Raw genomic sequence first — 25072 nt, 5'->3', positions numbered from 1 at the left:
GGCAACCCCTGCATCATTCAGCGTTAGTGAATGAACCGTGTATCACGAGACGCCCTTCGAATGCAGAAAAAGAACGCGACCGTACACCTGCTGATTCTTGATCCATCCCAAAACGATGCCGAATCGCTGGTCAGCCTGCTCCGGAACTCTGGCAAGGCCACCCGGGCCCATAGAATTACCTCAGAAGAAGATCTGGAAGAAACGCTGAAGACCGGTAACTGGGATCTCCTTCTGGCCCGCGACCTGGACCAGGAATTCTCGGCCGATGATGCCCTCGCCATGATCCGCAGGATGGACAAGGACATTCCGTTTATCCTCCTGACGGAAGAGGAAAGCCGCGAACGCACGGTTGGAATGATGAAAGCCGGTGCCCAGGACACGGTGTCGTTCGAGCACCCCGACCTGATTGTGCTCAAGGTTAACCGGGAGCTGGCAGCCCTTGACGAACGGAGGAGACGTCGTGTTCTGGAGTCTCACCTTCGAGAGGCGGAACAGCGTTGCCAGCTACTTCTCGAAAGCTCCAAGGATGCGATCGCCTATATTAATGATGGCATGCACATCTACGCCAACCAGTCGTACATGGAGTTTCTCGGGTACGACGATATCGACGATCTTATCTGCGTTCCGGTGCTGGACACCCTTACTCCGGAAAGCCAGGAGAAGTACAAGGAGTTCATGAAGTCGTTTGCCGAAAATGGCGAAGACGGCATGACCATGAACTGTACGGCACGGCGCAGTGACGACCACGAGCTGAACGTTACCATGTCCGTGTCGGCGGCCACCTACGACGGTGAAGCCTGCACGCAGATTGTTCTGCAACCGGAGCACAGCGATGCAGAACTGGAAGAAAAGCTGCGCCAGATCAGCAGCCAGGATCTTCTCACTGGTCTCTATAACCGTCAGTACCTGATGGATGCACTGGCTGAAGCCATTGCCAACGCGGGGAAGAAAAACGAAACCGGCGCCCTGGCCTATATCGCCCTTGATAACTTCATGAGCATGAAGGGCCAGGTAGGCATCTCTGGTGCGGATCTGCTGCTCGGCGATCTTGCGAAATTGCTGCAGGAACAGGCAGGAGATGAACTTGCCCTGGCCAGGCTCAGCGACGATGCGTTCAGCCTTCTGTGTCAGCCCTGCGACGAGACGGTCATGGCAGGACACGCCGAACGAATTCGCAAAGCCGTAGAGGACCATCTGTTCGATATCAACGAACGAACAATCCAGCTGACTGTCAGTATTGGTGTCGCGTCCATCACTGAAAACTCACCGAAAGCCGAAGAACTAATGGCTCGGGCCCATACCGCATCCGCCGAAGTTCGAAAACTCGAGGGGCATGCTGAGGGTAATGGCGTGGTGGTGTACAACCCCGCCGATTTCGAAGAACTGGATCAGAGCAATTCGGTGGAAGCAATTCAGAAGGCCCTGGAAGAAAACCGCTTCCGGCTGCTGTTCCAGCCGATCATCAACCTGCGTGGCGAAGGCGAGGAACATTACGAAGCCTTCGTGCGCATGCTCGACAAGGACGATGAGGAAGTCTCACCCTATGACTTCCTGCCGCCAACAGGTCCGAGCGACACCGCGATCAAGATTGACCGCTGGGTCATTCTGCAAACCATCAAACAGCTGTCCAGCCATCGCTCACGGGGCCACGATACCCGCCTGTTCCTCAATGTGACGGCCGAAACCCTGCAGGATAAAACCTTCACTCCCTGGCTGAGCGTTGCTCTGAAAGCCGCACGGCTGCCGGGCGATTCCCTGATCTTCCAGATCAGGGAAGGCGATGCCAACAAGTACATGAAGCAGGCGAAAGACTTCACCAAAGCGGTTCACGAGCTTCACTGCAAGGTATCCATCGCCCAGTTCGGCTGCGCCCTCAATCCCTTCAACACCCTGAAACACATCGATACGAACTATGTGAAGATCGATGGCTCCTTCACGGAAGAAATCCAGAAGAACGACGAGGCCAAGGAACAGGTCAAGGAAATGGTCAAGAGCCTGCAATCAAACGGCAAGCTCACTATCATTCCACTGGTGGAGAACGCAGGCGTCCTCGCCACTCTATGGCAGGCTGGTGTGAATTACATTCAGGGCTACTACCTGCAGGCACCGGTACCCGAAATGAACTACGACTTCGGCGACAACTGAGCCTGAATGGCTCAGAAGTCGGCGTTTTCCAGGCTCTGATTGGTTTCACTTTCACGGAAACCAATCAGATACAGGATTGCATCCAGCCCCAGCGTCGAAATCGCATGACGCGCTGATTCCTTGACCAAAGGCTTGGCCCGGAAGGCCACACCCAGGCCGGCCTGGCTCAGCATGGGAAGGTCATTGGCGCCATCACCTACCGCAATGACCTGCTCCCTTGAGATGTGCTCCTTCTCGGCGATCTCCAGCAGCAACTCCGCTTTCCGTTTGCCGTCCACGATCTGCCCGGACACCCGGCCGGTCACCTTGCCGTCCTCAATCTCGAGTTCGTTGGCGTAGATGTAATCGATACCGAGTTTGCGCTGAAGGTGGCGGGCAAAGTAGGTGAAGCCGCCCGATAGGATTGCGGTGCGATATCCCAGCGCCTTGAGACTGAGGATCAGGTGCTCTGCACCCTCGGTCATCCGCAACCGCGAGGCGATTCCCTCGAGGACCGATTCATCCAGGCCTCTCAGAAGTGCCAGGCGCTCGGCAAAACTCTGGCTGAAATCGAGCTCGCCCTGCATGGCCCTTTCGGTTATCTCTGCCACCTGATCCCCGACTCCGGCCTCCGTGGCCAGCTCGTCGATCACCTCGGCTTCGATCAGCGTGGAGTCCATGTCAAAGACCACCAGACGACGATTACGCCGGAAAATGGAGTCCTCCTGGAAGGCGATATCCACATTCATCTCGCCGGCAATATGCAGGAAATCCGCTCGCAGTTGCTCGAGATCCGAGGGCGTTCCACGCACCGAAAATTCAACACACGCAATGCGGTTGTCGGAGGCATTCAGCGAGGGCCTGGCAGAGAGCCGTGAAATGTTATCGATGTTCAGACCATGACGCGCCGTGATGGCGGAAACCCGGGCAATCTGCTCGGCTTTGATATCCCGGGCAAGCAGCGTCACGATGTAGCAGGCGCGGTTCCTGGCGGCGGCCCAGGACTGGTACTCTTCCACGGTGATCGGCGCAAAACGCACCTGCAGATCCAGGGCGTGGAGCCGGAACAGCAGATCCCGAATAACGGGCGAGGATTTGGATTCATCCGGGATTTCGATCAGGATGCCCCAGGTAAGATGATCGTGAATGACCGCCTGACCAATATCCAGGATCCGCACATCGTAGCGCCCCATGATGCCGGTGATTTCCGATGTCAGGCCCGGCTTGTCACGGCCGGAGACATTAATCAGTACCAGCTCACTCACCGTCGGCACCCTCGCTATCAGAGCCCGCCTCTTCCTGCGCCCGGGTGGCGGAAGGAATCACATCAATGCCATCAACCCGTTGCAGCCCTCTGGGCAGCTTGTGGCCACGACGGCCTCGCTCACCCAGGTAGTGTTCAAGGTCACTGAACTGCAGTCCCATCTTGCGCTTGCCAGCCCGGATCTCCAGCTGGTCGTCCTCGGCAAATACCGCTACCGCCACCACATATTCCTCACGGTTCTGGACCCGGGCAGAGGGAATGCTGATGATCTTGTTACCCTTACCCTTTGCCAGCTCTGGCAATTCGCTTAGCGGGAACACCAGCATCCGTCCTTCGTTGGACACCGCCCCCAGATAAAGTGTTTTTTCGGTGGTCGGTATGGTCATCGGAGGCATGATCTTCGACCCCTTGGGGACACTGACCACTGCCTTGCCATTGCGGTTCTTGCTGATCATGTCGTTTAGCGACGTAACAAACCCATAGCCACCGTCGGTAACCAGCAAGGCCTTACGGGACGGATCTCCCATCAACAGACCTGAGAAGCTTGCACCGGAAGGTGGGTTGATGCGCCCGGTCAGCGGCTCACCCTGGCCTCTGGCAGACGGAAAACTGTGAGCCATCAATGAATAGGCGCGCCCGGTAGAATCCAGGAAAATCGCCTGCTGGTTGTTCCGTCCCCGAGCCGCGAGGGAGAAACGGTCACCGGCTTTGTAGCTCAGACCTTCCGGCTCAATGTCGTGGCCCTTGGCGGCGCGAACCCAGCCTTTTTCAGACAGCACAACCGTGACAGGGTCGTTCGAGATCAGGTCCACTTCACTAAATGCCTTGGCCTCCTCACGCTCGACTATCGGTGAGCGACGGTCATCGCCAAAGGTCTCGGCATCCGCTTGCATCTCGCTCTTGATAAGTTCGCGCAGTCGATCCTCGGATCCCAGAATGGATTGGAGCTCATCCCGTTCAGCCGAGAGTTCATCCTGTTCGCCCCGGATTTTCATTTCCTCAAGCTTGGCCAGGTGACGCAGCTTCAGTTCGAGAATGGCTTCGGCCTGATCGGCGGACAACCCGAAACGGGCCATCAACTCGGCCTTGGGCTTGTCTTCGGTTCGGATAATCTCGATCACTTCATCAATATTGAGATAGGCGATCAGCAAGCCTTCCAGAATGTGCAGTCGAGCAAGAACCTTATCCAGACGATGTTGGAGCCGGCGGATCACGGTGGTGCGACGGAAAGTCAGCCATTCGGTGAGGATCTGGTGCAACCCCTTCACGCCGGGCCGACCGTCGTTACCGATCACATTGATGTTAACCCGGTAAGTTTTCTCAAGATCGGTGCTGGCAAACAGGTGCGCCATCAAACCATCCAGATCAACCCGGTTGGAACGGGGCGCAATCACCAGTCGAGTCGGGTTCTCATGATCAGACTCATCACGAAGGTCGGCCACCATGGGTAGCTTCTTGGTCTGCATCTGATGAGCAATCTGCTCCAGCACCCGATTACCAGACACCTGATGCGGGAGGTCCGTGACTACGATCTCGCCGCTCTCCCGGATCCAACGGGCGCGCATCCGCAGTGATCCGCGGCCGGTTTCGTACATCTGCCGGATGTCCTTCCGAGGGGTAATGATCTCCGCCTCAGTCGGAAAATCCGGTCCCTTGATGTGTTCACAGAGCTCTTCAACCGTCGCCTCGGGCTGATCCAGAAGGCGTATGCAGGCCGCAGTCACTTCCCGTACGTTATGCGGCGGGATATCCGTGGCCATACCAACTGCGATACCGGTGGTGCCATTTAGCAGTACATGGGGCAACCGGGCGGGGAGCACTGACGGTTCTTCCATGGTGCCATCAAAGTTGGGCACCCAGTCGACCGTGCCCTGCCCGAGCTCGCCCAATAGTACTTCGGCGAAAGGCGCAAGGCGGGATTCGGTGTAACGCATCGCCGCAAAGGATTTGGGATCATCCGGGGAGCCCCAGTTTCCCTGCCCGTCGACGAGAGGATAGCGATAGGAAAAAGGCTGAGCCATCAGCACCATGGCTTCATAACAGGCACTATCGCCGTGGGGATGGAATTTACCCAGCACATCGCCAACGGTACGGGCAGACTTCTTGTACTTCGAGGTGGATTTCAGCCCCAGCTCAGACATGGCATAGACAATTCGCCGCTGAACCGGTTTCAGACCGTCGCCGACATTGGGAAGTGCCCGGTCAAGAATGACGTACATGGAATAATCGAGATAGGCCTTTTCCGTGTAATCCCGGAGCGCGACCCGCTCGAAACCTTCGTCCGTTGTCTGAAACTCTGGCATGGATGCCTCTTTGATTGCCTGTATTGCCTGATTTGAATAATGTCCGTGATGCTACTCCCTGCGCCCGGATTAATCACCGGTTAACAGGAGCGCACATTATATGGAGCAAGGCGCCGATACACCAACAACCTGCGGATTTATTGGCCAAAATCGGTCAGCTGTCGCACAGACGACTGATTCCAATAGCGGAATTCCCGCATGGAGAGTCCGTGAGGTGAGCCGTATTCTCCATTTCAGTAGATAGAAGACCGTTTTACTTCTCTGACAAGCGGAACACTATGAAACCCAACATCAAAGCCTGCGGGCAAGCCATGGTGACAGCCATGGTAAATGCGGTTCTGGCGGTGACGCTGATGCTTTTGGTTGAGTTTGCAATCAGTGGTAGCTTCCAGATTCCCGAGACTTATCTCTGGGCAGGATTACTGATCTGGGTCGTTATTTTCGCGGGACAGTTCTGGCGCCAGAGGCACCTGTGCAGATCCGGTAACACCCACCGTGAATCACCTGGCCCTTCCAGATAGCCCGCCCCCACTCCCGGCGAGAACTCCGCTTCATTGACCGGGAGCAATTGCTCTACTGTTTCTCAAATCTATCTCCTTCCCGATGCTATATTGGCAATAAGCCATTCTGGCAACGCGGGAGAAACGTATGGATTTTGGTAAGCGCCTGGGGCTCCGGGTAAAAATTGCTTTGCCTTTCGCTATCACGGCTCTCGCCCTGGTCATTATAGGGTTGTTTGCCGTCAGCACCGTCCGAAACCTGGTATCCGACACCGATAATATTGCCGACACCTATCTGCCGTCCGTCAGCGAAATCCTCAACGGTGACCGAGACCTCTACCAGGCATTGGTAGCCCAGGTCGCCTATGTGGACGCGCAGCTCAACAATGAGGAAGGTGAGAATTATCTGGCCAGCTTTGATGAAAATGCAGGCCAGGCACTGGACCGCTTCAACCAGGCGGTTGCCAGGCTTGAGGGTACCGGCGTCTCCGATGTAGCTCGAGGATTCGATGCGGCCTATGAGCGCTGGCTGGGATCCGCCCAACGGGTTCTTGAGCTGGCAGAAGCAGGCGATCCAGAGCAGGCGAGAACCCTGGCAGGCAGTGAAACCAACAACCTCTTCGACAATCTCAGAAATTACTTCGACGAGGTCGGCGCTCACGCAGATGCCCAGGCCCAGATTCGCGCTGGTGAAGCCTCTTCGGAGGGCCAGAGCAGCTCAGTCACCATCCTGCTAGTCACAGCCGTCGCTATCCTGATCAGTATTGGGCTGTTTGCTGTGTTCCTGAAAATGATCATTGGCTCTATCGCGGCGCTTCGGGATCAGCTAGACAATATTGCCCAGGGTGAAGGCGATCTGACCCAGCGGATTCCTGTGGAGATGGATGATGACCTGGGCAAGCTCGCAAAAAGCTTCAACCTCGTTCTGGAGAACCTGCAATCCATGATTGGCTCCATCCAGCAGTTGACCCGGGAGCTTGGCACCGGAGCCACAGATCTCGCCCGGGCGGCGAAGGACAACAATGATGGCGTGACTCGACAGACCGACTCCATTTCCATGGTTGCCACTGCCATCAACGAAATGCAGAGTGCGATCGAAGAGGTAGCCGGCAATGCTTCCAGGGCCGCCGAGATTACCCGGGAGGCCGAAGAAAAGGGCAAGAACGGCGCACGAATTATCCGCAGCTCCTCAGAGCAGGTGCACCGGTTGGCCGCACAGATTTCAAAAGCTGTGGAGGTTATCCGGAAGCTTTCTGACGATTCCGACAACATCACATCCGTGCTGGACGTTATCAGGGGAATCGCAGAGCAGACCAACCTGCTGGCGCTGAATGCCGCCATCGAGGCAGCGCGTGCCGGTGAGCAGGGACGGGGCTTTGCAGTGGTAGCCGATGAAGTCAGGACCCTGGCTCAACGGACCGGACAATCGACGGAAGACATCCAGAAAATGATCACGACGTTGCAGGAGGGCGTTGCCGACATCGTGTCGGTGATGGAAACAGGCAGCAAAGAAGCGAGCGAAACCGAGAAGCTGGCCACCGATGCAGAGTCTGAGCTCAAAGCCATTCTTGAGGCCATGGCAAATATTGCAGACGTGAATACCAGCGTTGCGTCGGCCACCGAAGAACAGACTCAGGTAGTGGACGAGATCAACCGCAGTATTACCGAGATCAACGATCTGGCCACAGAGAGCGCAAACCGGTCGCGGGACATCGACGGAATCAGTGAATCCCTCGAGGGCTATGCGAGGGAACTGCAGAGTCAGACCGGCAGATTCCGGGTCTAGGCCCGGAATCTGACAGTGGCAGGGTCAGCCAGTATTACTGCCGGATACCCTCGACAGAAATGATGATCTCGACGGTCTCGGAGGCCTTTCCGAGACCCATCGGGATGCCGAAGTCTTTGAGGCGAAGCTCGGTTTCAGCTTCAAAACCCATGCGGTAGCCACCCCAGGGATCTTCCCCGTGGCCCAGCATTTCCGCGTCGAGGGTCACTTCTTTGGTCACACCACGGAGGGTCAGGTCGCCGATGATGTCGGCCTCGCCTTCTTCATCCAGAACAACGCGCTTGCTCTTGAAGGTTGCCTCAGGAAACTCGTCGACGTACAGGAAATCTTCACTGCGAAGATGCTTGTCCCGCTCGGCGTGATTGGAATCCACGCTCGCGGTGTCAATCGTGACGTTAACGGTGCTGTTTTCCGGGTTCTCGGCGTCATACACGAATTCGCCATCGAAATCGTTGAATCGACCGTAAAGCCAGCTGTAGCCAAGATGAGAAATCTTGAAGGTAATGAACTGATGGGCGCCTTTGGTATCAAACGCATAGGTGCCGCTGTGCTCGTTGGCATGAGCTGCACCGACAAGCGCCATCGACACGGCAGAGGCGAGCAGAACTTTTTTCATGGTTATCTCCCTTATTTCATTGGTGCCCGACTCCCGGGCGTTAGACGATGAGTAAACAAACGGCAGGCGGATCACTTACCTAACATACGCCGTAATGTGCGGTCACGATCAAGCAGGTGGTGCTTGAAGGCGCCAGCCGCATGAACCACGGCAAGGCACACGATTGCCCAGGTCGACCAGTAGTGAACGGTTCCAGCGATGTCTTCCATGCCCTTGATCTGGCCGGTGACCGACGGTACTTCGAACCAGTCGAACACGCTGATTGAAGAGCCATCCGCTGTCGAAATCAGGTAGCCACTCACCATGGCAACGAAAATCAGTACATACAATAGAAGGTGGGCCATATGGGCGCTGCGGACCTCCCAGCGCTTATGGCCTGGCAGTGGCTCCGGCGAGACGTTCCCCACTCTCCAGAACACCCGGAAGAGCATGACCATCAACAGCAGGATGCCAATGCTGCGGTGAATATCCGGTGCTCTGCGATACCAGTCGTCGTAATAGGACAGGTCCACCATCCAATAGCCAAGCCAGAACAGGCCAAAGACAGCCAGCGCAACAAGCCAATGAATAGTGATAGCTACGAGCCCGTAGCTGGCCGCTGTGTTCCTGATTTGCATGATGAGAAATTACCCCGCTCCCTGGTTCAAATGATGCTACAGAGTCTAGAAACCCGAACCGACAAAGAAAATCAAAATCTTTTGCAGCGTTACATCAGAATTTCTGACCATTGCCCGGGCCTTGCCTTTGGTCGCATACGGGTTTTACGGATTGCTCAAAATCATAGCAACGATAGACTTGTTACATATTTCGATGCCCCGTCTGGGGCCTCATTGACCGAGAGGACAGGACATGGAACTCGATTTCGACGAAAGCGTGGTTGTACCCAGTAACAACTGATTCTCTGGCGGTCCGCCCGGACCGCTGGGCTCCTCCCTCCTTAGCTCTTCAAGACAGGCAAAGATACAAACCGTTTCCAGTTTCTACATGAAACAGTGGTAATAAACGCGTTTTTTTGGCAGTCTTCCTTCCAATTATCAGTAACTTCGCGATTTTTTTGCGATATCTGTACTGATAAAAGACAGATCAGACGCCAGACTGGGGCGACTGATGCGTTCGTTAAATCAACCAGAATCATCTATGTCGAAACGCCTCCCTGAAAAGCTGACAGCTCCGGAAGTGGAACTGTTATCCCCTATGCTGAACAGGGAAGGTGACACATGGACTGCCGATTTCCGCGGACTGACCCTCAGAACAGCGCTCCAGCCGATCTACAGTATTTCCCACAAGCGCATCGTTGGTTACGAGGCCCTGATCCGGGCCTTTGATACCGATAACTCTGCAGTCCTCCCGCTCCATCTCTTCCAGCTGCCGGCCTCCGAAGCGGAGAATCTGCTCCTTGATCGTCTCTGCCGCTACCTGCATATACGCAACTACAGTGGCATCCGGGATCAACTGAACTGGCTCTTCCTCAATGTATCGCCACAAGTGGTGACCAGCGGTAGCCAGGCCGACTCGTTTTTCGGGCAACTGCTTGCCAAAACAGGCCTTCCACCGCACCGCATTGTGATGGAAATTGTCGAGCAACCAACGGACGACGCAGAAAGGCTGCGGGAAACGGTTGCCTACTATAAAAAGCTGGGCTGCCTGACCGCCATTGATGATTTCGGCGCCGGCCATTCCAATTTCGAGCGGATCTGGAACCTGTCACCGGACATCGTGAAGCTGGACCGAAAGCTGCTGACCCGGGCGACGAACGATCACAAGGCCCGCCAGATTCTGAACGGCATTGTGTCACTGCTGCACCAGTCCGGCTGCCTGGTTCTTCTGGAAGGTGTGGAAACCCGGGATCAGGCAATGATTGCCATTGATGCTGGCGTTGACTTCGTACAGGGCTTCTATTTCCGCAGACCGAGTACCGACCTGGATCAGTTGGCCCATGCGCCCGCAGACTTCGACCACCTTTTGCAGGAATACAAGACCCGTAACCAGGTTACCCTGGACCCGACACGGCAACTGGTGGATTTCTTCAGTGGCTTTTTTGACCATGCCATCACCAAGCTTCGCAGCGGAATGAGCATGCAACAGTCCTGTCTGGAACTGCTGAATCACCCTGCGGTATCCCGCTGCTATCTGGTCGACGATAAAGGCGTTCAGATGGATGACACCCTGGTTTCCGACGCCGGCACCCGCAGCATGGACCCGCGTTTCAAACCCCTGGAAAGCACCAGTAGCGCCGACTGGTACCGCCAACAGTACCTTCGTCAGGCACTTGCCCAACCGGAAAGCCTGCACGTCACCGCCCCCTACCTCTGCGTTACCGGGGCTTATATGTGCGTGACCCTGTCACTGGGGTATTACCAGGATGGAAAGCTTAAAGTGCTGTGCTGCGACATTCTCGCCAACCCGAAAGAACAGTCCTTATAAGCCGAGACTGATGTCGTAAACCAGGGCGATGACCACGACTGTGACCGCACCAATAAACACGTTCATTGGCAGTCCCACTCGCACAAAATCACTGAACCGGTAACCACCGGGCCCGAATACCATCATGTTGGTCTGATACCCCAGTGGCGTGGCAAAGCTGGCAGACGCGGCCATCATCACCGCGATCACAAATGGCTCAGCGGCCACGCCCATACTCGTCGTCATGGAGAGAACGATTGGGATTACCAAGACAGCCGCCGCATTATTGGTAATCACCTCAGTCAGCACCGACACCACAAGGTAAACCAGCAGGATCGTTAACAACATGTTGCCCTGGCTGAATTCAAGGATGCCTTCCGCCACAAAGCCTGCCGCACCGGTCTGCTCCAAAGCCGCGCCCATAGCGAAGGAAGCCGCAATGGTAAGAATGACCGGCACGTCCACCGATTTCTGGGCCTGGCCAACCGAGCAACAGCCGGACACAATCATACCCGCTGCACCCAACAAAGCCGCATTCAGCATGCTCAGCGTGCCGCAAGCGGCAAGCCCCACCAACACCAAAAGGATCCCCCATGACAGCCAGGCACGGTCATGCCGAGGTGTCTCGGTTTCCAGATCATTGATCAGCAGAAAATCCTTGTTATAGCGCTGACGGCTGACAAACGCGGGGCGGGCTTCCAGAAGCAGGACATCGCCGGGTTTCAATCGAATATTTCCAAGGTTGCCGGATACCCGCTCCCCACCCCTGGCAACGGCCAGCACGACAGCACCATAACGGTCCCGGAAGCGCGCATCCCGGATGGTCAAGCCCAGCACATCAGACTGGGGCGACAATGCCGCCTCCACCAGGCGCCTTTCTGCACGATCCTTGCTCAGACTCGGCTCGTCTTCATGGACTGACGGGACGATACCGTTTATCCGCAGGAGGTCGGAAATGGCCTGGGTATCACCGGCAAACACTAGACGATCGCCACCCCGAAGCCGCTCCTCCGAGGGCACCGCCGTAACCACGCTGCCGTCGCGTTCGATCTCGACCAGATAGAGTCTCTCCAGCTCCCTGAGCCCAGCCTCGCCAACGGTTTTGCCGACAAGCGGACCGTCGAACGACACCGCGACCTCAAGGGTAAATTCCCTCATGGCCCCGAATTTCTGCTCATCCTTGCGATCCGGGAGCACCCTAGGCATAACCAGCAACAGCGCAGCGACACCGATGATTGCCACAGGCAGCCCGACGGCCGTAATAGAGAAAATGGAGAAGCCCTGCTCTCCGGTTAGCTGCTGATACTGGCCATTGACGACCAGATTGGTACTGGTACCGATCAGTGTGAGGGTGCCCCCTAGGATGGCGGAGTAGCTCAGCGGAATCATCAATTTCGACGGCGAGATACCGATCTTCCGGGACCAGGCATGCACCGCCGGAATCATGGTCGCGACGACCGGGGTATTGTTGAGAAAACCACTCAGAAGGGATACCGGGAGCGCAATCCTTGCCTGGGCAGACCGGACGGTCCTGGGATTGCCGAGCAAATGGTGCACCAGCAGATCGACACCACCGGAATGATGAATGCCCGCTGCCACCACAAACATGGCAACAACGGTGATCAGGCCACTGTTACTGAATCCGGCAAGGGCCTGGTCAGCAGAAACAATCCCGCTGGCACTGAGCACCACGAGTACGCCCATCATAACCAGATGGGGCGCAAATCGCCCTGCACTCATCAGTATCAACGCGGTGCCTGCGAGGCCCAGCGCAAACCAGCCCTGCCAGTCCATCAACGGTTCTTCCCGATCAGAAAACTGGCAGGATAACGAGCTTGAAGAATGCAGAGAAAGAATAAAGGATGCTTTTTATAGCACCTTATAGAATATTAGACCTCAATGTCGGCCATATTGCCGTAGGTCTCCAGCCACGCCCTTCGGTCAGACGCACGCTTCTTGCCCAACAACATATCCATACGGCTGTCGGTATCGTCACCGTCCTCGATGGTCAGCATGACAAGGCGACGGGTGTCCGGCGCCATGGTGGTTTCGCGTAGCTGGAGTGGGTTCATCTCACCCAGGCCTTTGAAGCGGGTGACAGAAATCTTGCCCTTGCGCTTCTCAGCCGCAATACGGTCGATAATGCCCTGCTTTTCATGCTCGTCGAGGGCATAGAAGGTTTCCTTGCCCAGATCCACCCGATAAAGCGGCGGCATGGCCACGAACACATGGCCGGCCGCTACCACAGGGCGGAAGTGTTTGACGAACAGCGCGCACAGCAGCGTGGCAATGTGAAGGCCATCAGAGTCCGCATCTGCAAGGATGCAGATCTTGTTGTACCGAAGGCCATCCAACTGGTCAGAACCGGGATCTACACCGATGGCAACGGCAATATCGTGAACTTCCTGGGACGCCAGGATCTCGCCGGAATCCACCTCCCAGGTATTGAGGATTTTGCCCCGCAACGGCATGACCGCCTGGAATTCACGGTCCCGGGCCTGCTTGGCAGAACCACCTGCGGAGTCACCCTCAACCAGGAACAGTTCGGAACGCGCGGTATCGCCGCCGGAGCAGTCAGCCAGCTTGCCCGGCAGGGCGGGGCCCGACGTGACTTTCTTGCGAGCCACCTTTTTGCTGGCTCGCAGCCGACGCTGAGCATTGCTGATGAAGAGTTCCGCCAGCGCCTCAGCTACATCGGTATGCTGGTTGAGCCACAGGCTGAAGGCATCCTTGACCACGCCGGAGATGAAGGCCGCCGCCTCCCGTGAGGAAAGACGCTCCTTGGTCTGCCCCGAGAACTGGGGCTCCTGCATCTTGAAGGACAGGACGTAGGCTGCCCGTTCCCAGATATCCTCCGGCGAGAGCTTAACGCCACGGGGTAACAGGTTACGGAACTCGCAGAACTCGCGCATGGCTTCCAGCAGGCCGGTGCGCAACCCGTTAACGTGGGTTCCGCCCTGGGCCGTGGGAATCAGGTTAACGTAACTTTCCATGATCGCTTCGCCGCCCTCGGGCAGCCACTGGATGGCCCAGTCCACCGCTTCCTTGTTCCCGGAAAAGCTGCCGGTAAACGGCTCAAGTGGCACCACCTCGATATCGGCCAGGGCAGTGCGCAGGTAGTCGCGCAACCCGTCCTCGTATAACCATTCGTCTTTCTCGCCGGTTTTTTCCTGGAGGAAGGTGACCGTCAGGCCCGGACACAGAACCGCCTTTGCCCTCAGGTTGTGGCGAAGCCGGCTAACGGAAAAATTGGGGCTGTCGAAATAGGTTACGTCGGGCGTGAACTTCAGGCGGGTACCGGTGTTGCGCTTGCCCACGGTATCGATCACTTCGAGCTCAGACGCCTTGTCGCCATTGGCGAACGTCATCCGGTGCAATTGGCCATCGCGCTTGATGGTCACTTCCAGATGGGTGGACAGTGCGTTTACTACGGAAACACCGACACCGTGGAGACCACCGGAAAAATTGTAGTTGCCCTGAGAGAATTTGCCGCCGGCGTGGAGGCGGGTGAGGATCAGTTCAACGCCAGGCAGGCCCTCCTCTTTGTGCAAATCCACCGGCATGCCCCGGCCGTCATCCTCAACGCTGAGCGAGCCATCGCTGTACAACACCACGTCGATGCGTTTGGCGTGCCCTGCCAGCGCCTCATCCACACTGTTGTCGATAACTTCCTGCGCCAGGTGATTGGGCCGACTGGTGTCTGTATACATCCCCGGACGCTTACGCACCGGATCCAGGCCGCTAAGTACTTCAATAGCATCGGCGTTATATTGTTGCTGGCTCATGGGCAGGAACTGACTCCGCGATTGATATGAAAAGCTGAGCCATAGCTTAGGGATTCGTGAGGAAAGATCAACGGTTGTTTTCGGCGCGGGTGATCTGGATATCATCCCAGCCTTCTGCGGTCACAGCGATGACCGCGCAGGGGGTGGTCAGGGCCTGCGTGACTATCGTCCCGGGAGCGGGTTCGGCCACTCTGACCCTCAATTCCAGAGTTCCGCGATGGATCTCAGCGGAATCCAGAGTGACGCTATAACCGCCAGTTGGCTTCTGACCAATAGCCGCAAGAACTATGTGTTCTCTGTCAAACTCGATCATTTTCAGAGACTCAAGGGAGAGGTTTCGCCCAGGCAGCGCTTCCAGACGCTCAACCTCCTGCCGACTTGTCAGGTGGACATGACCGGGAGCCGTGAGACCACAGTGTGCCGACTGAGTGATCTGGCGGGCCAGCGGCCCACCTTCTGCGGTTTCCGAACGACTGCTTGCACATCCGGATACCAGCAGCGTTGCTATCAGCATACACCCGGCGCGAAAGTGAATGGGCATCAACGATTGGCCTCCAAGTTTCTCACTGGCTCCGCAGCTGTGTTTCCATGGTTTTTCAAACGGTAACCCTCGAAGCCGATGCGAGGCAAACCCATGGAAGCAATGGTTGGACGCCGGAAGCTTGTGCTGAGCGTGACTCCGGTGACACGCTCTTCCCCGATAACAATCTTCTCTGGCAAACCGTTCACGGGGTACTCGGCACATGCCTCGCCGCTCTCGCAGATGAAGCCATTGTTGTCCATGTCCGTTCCGGCCACCAGGAAATACTCCCCGGGTTCCATGTCATCGAACGAGAAGCTGTAGCTTCCATCTCGGGCCGACACCACGCTCTGCTCTATGGTTTCGCGGCTTTCATCAGTGCTTACCAGTAATACGTAATGACGACCTGCGTCCCGCTCATCAGCTAATGCTCTGAGGTCTATGGAGACCGGGATCTTAATGGTTCCCGAATCGCTCCCGGCACTATAGTCAATTTCGATGGTAGTGGCATATGTCTGCCCTTCGACAACATTTTCCTCTAGTACCGAGACTGCCACCGAGCCAGGCAGAGAATCTCCGGGCGTTAGAGCGGGATCAAGAGCTATCAGGTCAGTATTAAAGGCAACACCGTCAACTTCGACTGATTCCCCTTCAGGATAAACGGTAAAGTCAAGATCACTACTGAAACGCGCCAGATCAAACTCGATTGCTGAAGGCGAAGGCAGGACAATCGTGTTGACTGAGCCATCAAGGGCGGCGTCAACCGACTTGAGCGCATTCATCAGGCCGGCACCATATTCGATACTGCTTCCTACGTTTTCTGTCAGCAGTCCGTTGGCGAGCCATGCGCGAAAGCTTGCGGGGGTAACCGTTTCACCGTTAGCACCTTTCATTAGGGCATAAACACCAGCAACGTGCGGAGCAGCCATCGAAGTGCCCTGCAGTCCGGCATAAGAGCGGATGAATTCGCCACCGTCATCAACACCCCAGGTGCTGATGACCAGATCGGCATTGCCATCCAGATTCGCGTCCCTGGTTGCATCGCCGCCCGGAGCAACGAGATCCACAGAACCACCAAAGTTGGAGTAGGAAGCCCGCACCTTGCCGGCATCGACTGCACCAACACCAATCACCCGCTCAAAGGCTGCCGGATAGGTCAAATCATCGGTACCCTGGTTGCCTGCCGCAGCGACGACCAGTTTTCCATTTGAATCCGCCCGGTTGATCGCTGCCTCCAACACAGTGCTTGGACCAACGCCTCCAAGACTGAGGTTGATGACATCGATATCAGGATTGTCGGCGGCCCAGTTCATCGCAGCGACAAGATCATCCAGAGTTCCGGCACCGTCTCTACCCAATACCCTGACTGGCCATAAGGTAACCGCTGGAGCCACCCCATTCACGCCTTCGTCATTTGCCAACGCGGCAATAATGCCTGCCACGTGGGTTCCATGGAAGTTACTGCTCTGAGGTTTGCCATCACCTGGATCCGCAGGATTATTGTCATAGCCCAACCGGTCATTGAATTGTGGATCTATGTCCAGATCGGCGGAAACATAATCCAGAATTCTGCCGGAATTGAACGGAACCACATTCGCATCCAGATCAAGGTGCCAGTCACCGTATGTTTGCGGAGTAGACGTAAAGAGACCGGTATCCATCACAGCGACCCCGATAGCATTACCTCGGGATGGGGCGGCCTGCCAGGCAAGCGGCAGACTGATGAGGGGCAGATTCCACTGCAGAGAGGAAAGATCCCGGTCCGCCTGGGCCCGATAGATATAATTAGGCTCAGCAACCTGAACCCCGGGCTCCGACTTCAGGTCAGCGATCCAACGAAGCGTCTGTTCCCGTAGGGCACCTGACGCGCTCGACGATTGGGAAGCCACGAAACCAACAGGCTCACGCCTTACTAACCAGGCCCCCTGCCCCAGTGATTTCGCAGAGGAGGCCGACAAGGCTCCGGCGAGGCCCTGCGAATCCAGACCATCCTGCTCTTCTGGCGACATCACCACAATGGCCTGATCCGGAACAAACTCTGGCTCGCTGTAATAAGAGCTCTGAAAATTGGTGACGCCGGTTGTCGAAACAGACAGCACATAACGGAACGGACCGCCACCGGCGGTTCGGAGGCTGATCTCTGCGGGCCCTTCAGCGGGTGCAGTTACCATTAAAGGTGTATCGCCGGCACCGGAATCTGAGTCCGAGGCGCCGCCCTGATCAACCGACAGCGTAATCGAGGGGGCTAAAAAGTCCGAATCCCTGAAAACCTGAACCGCAATCATGCTGCCCGCTGCGAGATCGGCGCGAAATGTATCCTGCCCATCAACCACATATTGAAATACAAACTCGCCGGAATCGGGATAGATGCCTGAGTTAGCACTCAAATAGCCGCCCAGGATACCTGTTGCAGGGATTAACTGAGCTGTGCTGGGAGAATCATTGGATACAGCTTCGTTCAGACGACTGTCATCAGCCGTATCCGAATCCACTCGTGTTCCACTTTCGATTGTAATAGTTCCGCTCAGTCCGGGTTCCTGCGAATCCAGGCCATCGCCACCACCACTTCCCCCGCAACCCGCCAGGAGAAACAGAGCTGAAAAAACCGGAATCAATTTAGATGGGGCATCAGAAAACATAGGTCAGGCCACTGGCTGCAGATCAATCTTATTTCCTAGGGTATAACAAACACGTTCCTTGCGAGTGTTCGGTTTCGTTCAAACTACGTTTCCTCTTGTATTCCAGATGCAAAAAGCCGCCTGAAGCTTCCCTCAGGCGGCCTTCTTTATCTCATTTGAACATTACAACGAGTAGAACAGCATCGGCACAAAGGCCACGAACAGCAGTGTTGGCCCCATCACCGCCAGGGGCAGTAGCAGACGTTCGTAGCGATGCCAGAATGAGCCTGTACGCTCTGCTGCCAATACCTCCGTCTCACCCACAACCTGGCGGGTGAGCAGGTGGTTCAGCGCCACCGGCGGGCTCAGATAGCCAAGCTCGAACGCCACCAGGCAGACAATCCAGAAGTGCAGCGGATCAATGCCCAACTGTATAGCGGGCTGGGCTACCGTAGCAGATACCAGAATTACCGCGCCGAACGGGTCCATGACCATACCTATTACCGTGAGCATAACCACAATCACCAGCATGGCGATCCAGGGACTGGTCAGATCCTCCGGGAAGAGCGCATGAACGATATCGGAGCGCTCCAGGATTCCCCCCAAGCAGATGGAAAACCCGATCAACGCCAGCAGCGCGCCAATGTGCACTGCCGAATCGCTGGCAGCGGCCGAGCTGCGAACCCAGAACACCTGCGAACGGGTCTGGCCCTGCTCACCACTACTCCGGCCAGAATCCAGCAACACAAGCGCGAGCATAACCAGCGGCAGGATCAAAGGAGCGCTGTACTCGTTGAACTTCAAGCCGAGAAAAACCCAGATCGACAGGATAACCTGAGCTGCCACGGCCACATAAGGCAGCAGGGCCCGGCTTTCCGAGAGAGCCGCACGGAAAGCGCCGGGCGCCGGACGAGGTTTCCAGTTTCCCTGGGTCTTGCAGACAATCAGTGAAAACAGCGTTGCCGACATGATGAAGACCCAGAAGCCCCAGCTGTACATCTCAGTGGTCGTCACTTCCTTATTGAGAGCCGCGACGACAACAATCAGCAGGCATGGGTTGAGGACCACGCCGAGGCTTCCCGACATTGCGGTCGTTGCCAGGGATAGCTGCCGCCCTGCCCCGGCCCGGCGCAGCTCGTCATAGACAACACCACCCACAGCCAGGATGAAAATACCCGATGCACCGGTAAACGCTGTCGGAAACGCCGTTGCGAAGATGATCACCGAAGCCAACATCGGCGCTGGCAGATTGAAAGGCTTGATGAGATTGAGCAGGAGTTCGGGAATCCGGGTCTGCTTCAGCATCATGCCCACCAGCACGTAAAGGCCGATATTGATGAACATGGACGACAGGTTGGACATCATTCCGAAGTAGATGGCAAGGCCCGAGGCGTACCCGTCTACCAGGAAGAAATAACTCATGGCGATCAGGCCCATGGCACAGTATAGAGGAATCACCAGACCGGACGAGGCGGAGAGACCACCGGGGCGGATGCGTTCCGGAACGTTCAGGAAGCGCAGTGCATTGATCACCATGAAGAGGCCAAAGACCCCGCCCCAGGCATATTGAAGGCTCATCGTACCGTCCGAACCCGGCGAGTTGGCCAACTTGCCCAGGTAAGCGTTCAGCGACAGCATCATCAGACCGTTAACCACGAACTGCATACCCTGGCTCAGCCGCCATTCGGCACGATTGCGGGGCAGGCGCAACGCTATGTGGTCCGTGTCCAGCGCAGCGATTGCCGCAGCCATCGCGAACATCGCGATGAACAGGTACTTGGTAAGCTCAATGTTCTCGAGCAGAAAATTCGCGAGACCCTGCTCTACCGTCTTGAACGCCCCCAGGGCTGGCGTAGCGTGGGCCAGGTTCTGTTCATAGATATCGTATTGCTGCTGGCAGAGTTCCAGATTGCTCTGCAGCGATTTGCGGATGGCATCAGGATTAGGCGATGAGCTGAACAGATCATCGGGGTCGGGCTTGTAATTGGCCACCCGGCGAGCCACCTCAGCATCAACATCCATTTCCAACTGACAGGACGGCTCTGTCGCATCGGGATTCAGCAAATAATAGTTCGGCCAGGTCTGTTCGCCGACCCAGAGCAACCGGGAATGGAGCGAGTTGCCCATTCCCAGCAGCAGGGTAAATAGCAGCAGGAGCAGCAGAACGGCCCCATACACCCGATGTACGGGGTAGAGTGTTCGTGCGGCCGGGGCGGTGATTGCTCGCCAGTTCATGATGGTTCCGCCCTGTTATTCGCGGTTGGCCGCAGTGCACTCGGCCGCAGCGGGGTTACTTGCGCAGCGGATCTTGCTGAGCAGCCCCATCATCTTCGGGTGATACACGTCCGGAGCGCCATTAATGCCGTCGCGCATTTCGATCCGGTTCTCACGGAACATTTCCTGATAGCCCCGGATGTCTTTTTCCGGTATGCGCACCCATTTTTCTTCGGGAATTGCCGCCTCCTGGCCTTCAATCAGCCCCATGGCCTGCGGGAACATATTCCAGGCAACTTCCCGGGCTTTCTGGCCAGTGTTGTCATCCAGCACGTCATCACGGGCAACAATCTGAAGTGTTAGCTGTGCCAGAGGATAGTCCACCACACCACCGCTCTCGCCGATACCCTTGTAAAGCTCCAGAGCTTCATAAGCGAAGGCTGGCGCATAGGCAGTATCCACCGAACCGTTGTTAAACTTGCCCGCGAAATTGGTGATGTCGGACGGCACCACCGTGGCCTTGACGAAGTTCACCATGTGGATCGCGTCTTTCTGATAGTCGAGGGTCGCCATCCGCTTGCCCGCCAGCTCGCCGGCGGTATCAATACTGCGGTCATTTACAAACAGGTAACCGGCACCCACTGGTATGATCCCGAGCACTTCGTACCCGTTATCCTTCATCAATGGCGCGGCTTTCGGTTGTGCCAGCGTGGCCAACAAGGTTTTCAAGTTGTCGTAGGTGGGCAGCGCTCCCACAGCGCTGATGCTGCCCGTGAACCTGTTGAACGGACGAATGCGAATGTCCGTGGCGGCAACGGCATCGCATTGTCCGGCGTTAAAATCACCGATCGCCACACCCTCATCGGTGTAGGGTTTAAGCTCGAAATCCACGCCGTGGCCCTTCATCTCAAGCGCATAGTCTTTGACGAAGTTGTAGAAGTCCCCATTTGCGCCGATGACATCGAACACGCACATGGAAACAGACTGCGCCGATGCCAGCGGAGCGGCGGCCACAAGGGCCATGGCAGCTAGGGATTTGCGGATCATATCGACCTCCGGGTCATTCTTGTGTTTGTCAGTTTTCAGAGGATGTCGGCAACCTGCCTTACAACAGGTCGTCCAGATTCATGGTTTCGACGTTTTCGGTTTGCCGATCCGGGCTCATCCTGCCGAAGAAGGATTGCGGGGTCCGATGGCCGTAATTGGCAGTCCAGTGCTTGTCAGAAGAGAAGCGCACCACACCCGCCGCGACTTCATCCACCAGACGGTACTCGTCCCAGACCTCAATCGTTGCGTCGGCCTCGGCGAAACTTGCGATGGCTTCCTCAAGCTTTTCCGGTCGGCCAAAGGTTTCGGCGGCGACAGCCTGGAGGGCATGAGGAACCCGAATGCCTTTTTCAACGGCCAACTCCCTGCTGTGTTCGAGCACATGCCACGGATCCGGCGCAAGCTCCGGGCGTGTTTCCGGCAGCAGCAGCCAGACCAGCGCCCGGATGGCATTGGGCATACCGCCCCACTTTTCATTGTCCAGACAGGTAGCGGCACGCTCGGCCTGAGGGGCAATATTTCTGGGCACTCCAGCCATGGCGCCGGAATTGGCATCGTTGACGATAGCCTGCATGCCGGTCAGCAGGCCAAGCAGAAAGGTAATTTCATCCTGCTCGGTGAACAGGAAGGGGCATTCAAGGGGTTCAGCGCCGGGATCGAACTCGTAGGCAGCCATCGCTCTCTGAAATGACGCATAGCGGCGCTTTGCGGTCAGCGCGTTCAATCGCTTGGCCATTTCCCTGGCATCTTTGGCCGCTTCCACATCACCCTCGTAGTCCGCTCTGAGGTAGGCGAGCTCGGCCTCCCAGGCCTCGTACTCGGCGCAATTGCCTGCCAGGAGCATCAGTAAGGAGCCGGTACTGTCAGGGGCATCGGTCACCCGTGAGAAGGAATAGAGCAGCGGGTCAACGCCCTCACCCAATGCACAGGCCATCTGGGCGTCGGACATCTGCAATACGTAGGGTGTGGCTTCGCCCTCCGAATAATTGGAGAGTACAACGCCGGTGGTGGTATAGATGGGATTGGCTGAGCAACCTGCGAGAATGGCAACTGCTGCCAGTGAAAGAGCCTTGAGGCGAGCCGCAAAGACCTGCGGTCCGAGCCTTGCCAGAGAGGAGATCATATTTCACCCTGCATCACGTTGTTTTTGTTTGCCCGATCTGAACTCGGTTTTTGTCAACGGGTGCAAGAATGCAGTGAAAACTGTCCTACAAAAATGGCTCGAATGCCGTTTTTGTTATGCCGATCGGGCCAATGGCCCGGAAGGAAAGGAGTTAATCTGGATATTGTTGATATAAAACAATGACGTTTGAAAATGCCAATCCGCTTACAAAGCCATCATCGCCATTACCTGATCGGTCAGGCCATCCAGTGTCAGGCCTCCCCGCTCCGGTTTGTACCAGGTTACTGTCCAGCTGAGAGCGCCGGTCAACATCCGTCGAACAACAAAGGGATCCGCCTCCAGGGCGCCCTCGCGCTTCAACGATTCCAGCACATCCAGCCACAGCTTCTCGTAGATATCCCGAAGTTCCAGCACTTCAACCTGGGAAGCGGCCGACAGACTCCGCCACTCGAATACCAGGACCGCCATAGCCTCACCGGTCTGGCCATTGATCGACTCGAGCTCGGCACGGACCAGGCCACGCAGTTTCTGCCTGTTGGTATCGGCAGCCTCCAGAGCCGCCTGCATGAGCGCGGTATTCAACCGGATGGTCTCGACCATGACCGCTTTCAGAATCTCTTCCTTGGTCCGGAAGTGGTGGAACAGGCTACCGGACTGAATACCCACGGCGGCCGCAAGATCACGAACCGTGGTGCGCTCATAGCCTTTTTCCCGGAACAGCCGGGCGGCTTCAGTGAGCAGGCGGCCGCGGGCGCCACTGGGGTCTGATACAAGGTTTTCGGAGATCAGGGACTGAAGGATCTGGTTCTGGCTCACTAAAACTGTCCGGTTGTCATAAGAGGCCCTTGATTCTACCTCAAACTTGCCTGTTTACAAACCAAGCGCTTGCTTGGTATTGTCAGCTTCATCATGAGACAAAACCGGGATTACCAAAGGCATCGAATCGGTAATCATCAACAGGACAAAGGAATATGGCTGAATCCCCCAAAACTGTTCGCATCGGATGCTCCGCCGCTTTCTGGGGCGATACGGAAACCGCTGCTGCGCAACTGGTTCACAAAGGCAACATCGACTATCTCGTTGCCGATTATCTGGCCGAAATCACCATGTCGATTATGGCGGGCCAGAAAATGAAGGACCCGTCCCAGGGGTATGCGCGGGATTTCGTCCAGACGGTCATGGCCCCCTTACTTGGAGACATCAAGAAAAAAGGCATCCGCGTGCTGGCCAACGCCGGCGGCGTGAATCCGGTGGCCTGTCGCGACGCCCTCCAGGCACTCTGTGAAAAAGCAGGCGTGGACATGAAGATTGCCCTGGTGCTGGGCGACGACCTGCTTATGAAAAAGAAAAAGCTCGCTGATATGGGCATCACGGAGATGAGTTCCGGCCAACCAATGCCACCGATGATGGTAAGCCTGAACGCCTACCTGGGTGCGCCTGGCCTGGTTGCGGCCCTGGAACAGGGCGCTGACATTGTTATTACCGGCCGGGTTGCCGACAGCGCCCTGGTGCTGGCGCCGCTGGTGCACGAATTTGGATGGAGCTGGGGAGACTACGACAAACTGGCTCAGGGTAGCCTCGCGGGGCATCTTCTGGAGTGCGGTGCCCAGTCTACCGGTGGCAACTTTACCGACTGGGAAGCGGTAGCCGGAGGCTACGCCAATATGGGCTTTCCGATTGCCGAAGTGAGTGCCGACGGCGGCTTTTCAATGACCAAACCCGAGGATACTGGCGGCCTCGTCAGTCGGGGTACTGTGGCCGAACAGCTGGTCTATGAAATAGGCGATCCCAGGGCCTATCTGCTTCCGGATGTCACCTGCGATTTCACGGAGGTTGAGCTGGAAGAAACCGGTAAAGACCAGGTTCAGGCTCGGGGCGCCCGGGGGCTTCCGCCCACGGGCAGTTACAAGGTATCGGGCACCTGGCCGGATGGTTTCAAGTGTACGGTCACCTTCCTTCTGGCTGGCATGAATGCCAGGGCCAAGGCTCAGACAGTCGCCCAGGCCATTCTGGCCAAAACCTCACGCATGTTCAGCGAACGTGGTCTGCCAGATTACAGCGAAACCAGTATTGAGCTTCTGGGTACTGAAACGACCTACGGTCCTCATGGCCGTGGCGAGGATTGCCGCGAAGTGGTGGTCAAGATCAGCACCGCCCATCCCAAGAAAGAGGCCCTTGTGCTGTTTTCCCGCGAGATTGCCCAGGCAGCCACGGGTATGGCACCGGGCATCACCGGGATTGTGGGTGGGCGGCCGACCGTGTGGCCGAAGATCCGGTTGTATTCATGCCTGGTGCCGAAAACCGAAGTCGATGTGTCCGTGGATCTGGGCGGCGAGCGGCAAACCGTTGAGGTTGAGACAAGCGGCGGTTTCGATAACAGTGACCTCCAGCCCCAGTCGTTCACACACGAGACAGGCGATACGGATACCACTGTGCAGCTGGTGAAGCTTGCCTGGGCCCGCAGCGGCGACAAGGGCGACCACACCAACATTGGCGTGATCGCCCGCAAACCGGAATTTCTGCCGTTCATTGAAACCGCGCTGACGGAATCGGCGGTTGCGGACTGGATGGCCCATACCCTGAATCCGGAAACCGGCCGGGTGACCCGCTGGGCCATGCCTGGGCTGCAGGCCATCAATTTCCTGCTGGAGCACAGCCTTGGCGGCGGTGGCGTGGCCAGCCTGCGGATTGATCCCCAAGGGAAGGCGTTTGCGCAGCAATTACTTGAGTTTCCGGTACCTGTTCCCGCTAGCTTGGTTAAAGATTGAT

17 protein-coding genes are annotated in these 25072 nt (G+C 56.7%); 5 read left to right on the top strand and 12 right to left on the bottom strand.

Features of this window, described 5'->3' with window-relative positions; genetic code table 11:
- The first annotated feature begins 60 nt into the window (after positions 1 to 60).
- Positions 61 to 2145: an EAL domain-containing protein gene (locus CFT65_RS08165; RefSeq protein WP_088827564.1), complete on the top strand. Its 2085-nt coding sequence runs from the start codon at positions 61 to 63 to the stop codon at positions 2143 to 2145.
- 11 nt (positions 2146 to 2156) lie between these two features.
- Here the strand turns inward: CFT65_RS08165 and serB are convergent, their stop codons facing one another.
- Together serB and parC are read right to left on the bottom strand one after the other, a co-directional pair.
- Positions 2157 to 3389, bottom strand: coding sequence for a phosphoserine phosphatase SerB (serB, locus tag CFT65_RS08160; RefSeq protein ID WP_088827563.1), 1233 nt, complete (start codon positions 3387 to 3389; stop codon positions 2157 to 2159).
- Entirely contained in the window at positions 3382 to 5691 is a 2310-nt protein-coding gene (parC, locus tag CFT65_RS08155) for a DNA topoisomerase IV subunit A (RefSeq protein ID WP_088827562.1), read from the bottom strand. Before parC ends, serB begins: the two co-directional genes overlap by 8 nt.
- A 278-nt stretch (positions 5692 to 5969) precedes the next feature.
- Here parC and CFT65_RS08150 point away from each other — a divergent pair, with 278 nt between their 5' ends.
- Together CFT65_RS08150 and CFT65_RS08145 are read left to right on the top strand one after the other, a co-directional pair.
- A complete protein-coding gene (locus CFT65_RS08150) occupies positions 5970 to 6212 on the top strand; it encodes a hypothetical protein (protein ID WP_088827561.1) in 243 nt (80 codons plus the stop codon).
- Positions 6213 to 6339: 127 nt separating this feature from the next.
- Entirely contained in the window at positions 6340 to 7977 is a 1638-nt protein-coding gene (locus CFT65_RS08145) for a methyl-accepting chemotaxis protein (protein ID WP_088827560.1), read from the top strand.
- A gap of 34 nt (positions 7978 to 8011) precedes the next feature.
- On the opposite strand, the gene CFT65_RS08140 is transcribed toward CFT65_RS08145, so the two are convergent.
- Together CFT65_RS08140 and CFT65_RS08135 are read right to left on the bottom strand one after the other, a co-directional pair.
- Complete coding sequence (locus CFT65_RS08140; RefSeq protein ID WP_088827559.1) at positions 8012 to 8593, bottom strand: YceI family protein; 582 nt, start codon at positions 8591 to 8593, stop codon at positions 8012 to 8014.
- A 71-nt stretch (positions 8594 to 8664) separates the two neighbouring features.
- Complete coding sequence (locus tag CFT65_RS08135; protein ID WP_088827558.1) at positions 8665 to 9210, bottom strand: cytochrome b; 546 nt, start codon at positions 9208 to 9210, stop codon at positions 8665 to 8667.
- Between the two features lie 520 nt (positions 9211 to 9730).
- Between CFT65_RS08135 and CFT65_RS08130 the strand changes: the two genes are divergently transcribed.
- Positions 9731 to 11017, top strand: coding sequence for an EAL domain-containing protein (locus CFT65_RS08130; protein ID WP_088827557.1), 1287 nt, complete (start codon positions 9731 to 9733; stop codon positions 11015 to 11017).
- On the opposite strand, the gene CFT65_RS08125 is transcribed toward CFT65_RS08130, so the two are convergent.
- The 8 genes from CFT65_RS08125 to CFT65_RS08090 form a co-directional block, all read right to left on the bottom strand.
- The gene (locus CFT65_RS08125; RefSeq protein WP_088827556.1) at positions 11012 to 12790 is read right to left on the bottom strand and encodes an SLC13 family permease; all 1779 of its coding nucleotides are present in this window, start codon (positions 12788 to 12790) and stop codon (positions 11012 to 11014) included. The two genes, CFT65_RS08130 and CFT65_RS08125, sit on opposite strands and share 6 nt — an antisense overlap.
- A 95-nt stretch (positions 12791 to 12885) precedes the next feature.
- Positions 12886 to 14781, bottom strand: a complete 1896-nt coding sequence (gene parE / locus CFT65_RS08120; protein WP_088827555.1) for a DNA topoisomerase IV subunit B — start codon at positions 14779 to 14781, stop codon at positions 12886 to 12888.
- Positions 14782 to 14848: 67 nt separating this feature from the next.
- Positions 14849 to 15322: a protease complex subunit PrcB family protein gene (locus CFT65_RS08115; protein ID WP_172408440.1), complete on the bottom strand. Its 474-nt coding sequence runs from the start codon at positions 15320 to 15322 to the stop codon at positions 14849 to 14851.
- Entirely contained in the window at positions 15322 to 17793 is a 2472-nt protein-coding gene (locus tag CFT65_RS08110; RefSeq protein WP_172408439.1) for a S8 family serine peptidase, read from the bottom strand. Before CFT65_RS08110 ends, CFT65_RS08115 begins: the two co-directional genes overlap by 1 nt.
- A 309-nt stretch (positions 17794 to 18102) precedes the next feature.
- Positions 18103 to 20154: a TRAP transporter large permease subunit gene (locus CFT65_RS08105; protein WP_088827553.1), complete on the bottom strand. Its 2052-nt coding sequence runs from the start codon at positions 20152 to 20154 to the stop codon at positions 18103 to 18105.
- Between the two features lie 15 nt (positions 20155 to 20169).
- Entirely contained in the window at positions 20170 to 21180 is a 1011-nt protein-coding gene (locus tag CFT65_RS08100) for a putative solute-binding protein (RefSeq protein ID WP_088827552.1), read from the bottom strand.
- A gap of 58 nt (positions 21181 to 21238) precedes the next feature.
- On the bottom strand, positions 21239 to 22303 hold the full coding sequence (locus tag CFT65_RS08095) for a hypothetical protein (protein ID WP_088827551.1): 1065 nt from the start codon (positions 22301 to 22303) through the stop codon (positions 21239 to 21241).
- A gap of 204 nt (positions 22304 to 22507) precedes the next feature.
- Complete coding sequence (locus CFT65_RS08090; RefSeq protein ID WP_088827550.1) at positions 22508 to 23119, bottom strand: TetR/AcrR family transcriptional regulator; 612 nt, start codon at positions 23117 to 23119, stop codon at positions 22508 to 22510.
- Between the two features lie 155 nt (positions 23120 to 23274).
- Here CFT65_RS08090 and CFT65_RS08085 point away from each other — a divergent pair, with 155 nt between their 5' ends.
- The gene (locus CFT65_RS08085; protein ID WP_088827549.1) at positions 23275 to 25071 is read left to right on the top strand and encodes an acyclic terpene utilization AtuA family protein; all 1797 of its coding nucleotides are present in this window, start codon (positions 23275 to 23277) and stop codon (positions 25069 to 25071) included.
- Position 25072 lies beyond the last annotated feature (1 nt).

This window comes from Marinobacter sp. es.048, from assembly GCF_900188435.1.
Lineage (GTDB): Bacteria > Pseudomonadota > Gammaproteobacteria > Pseudomonadales > Oleiphilaceae > Marinobacter.
This window is presented reverse-complemented; position numbering and strand designations above follow the sequence as displayed.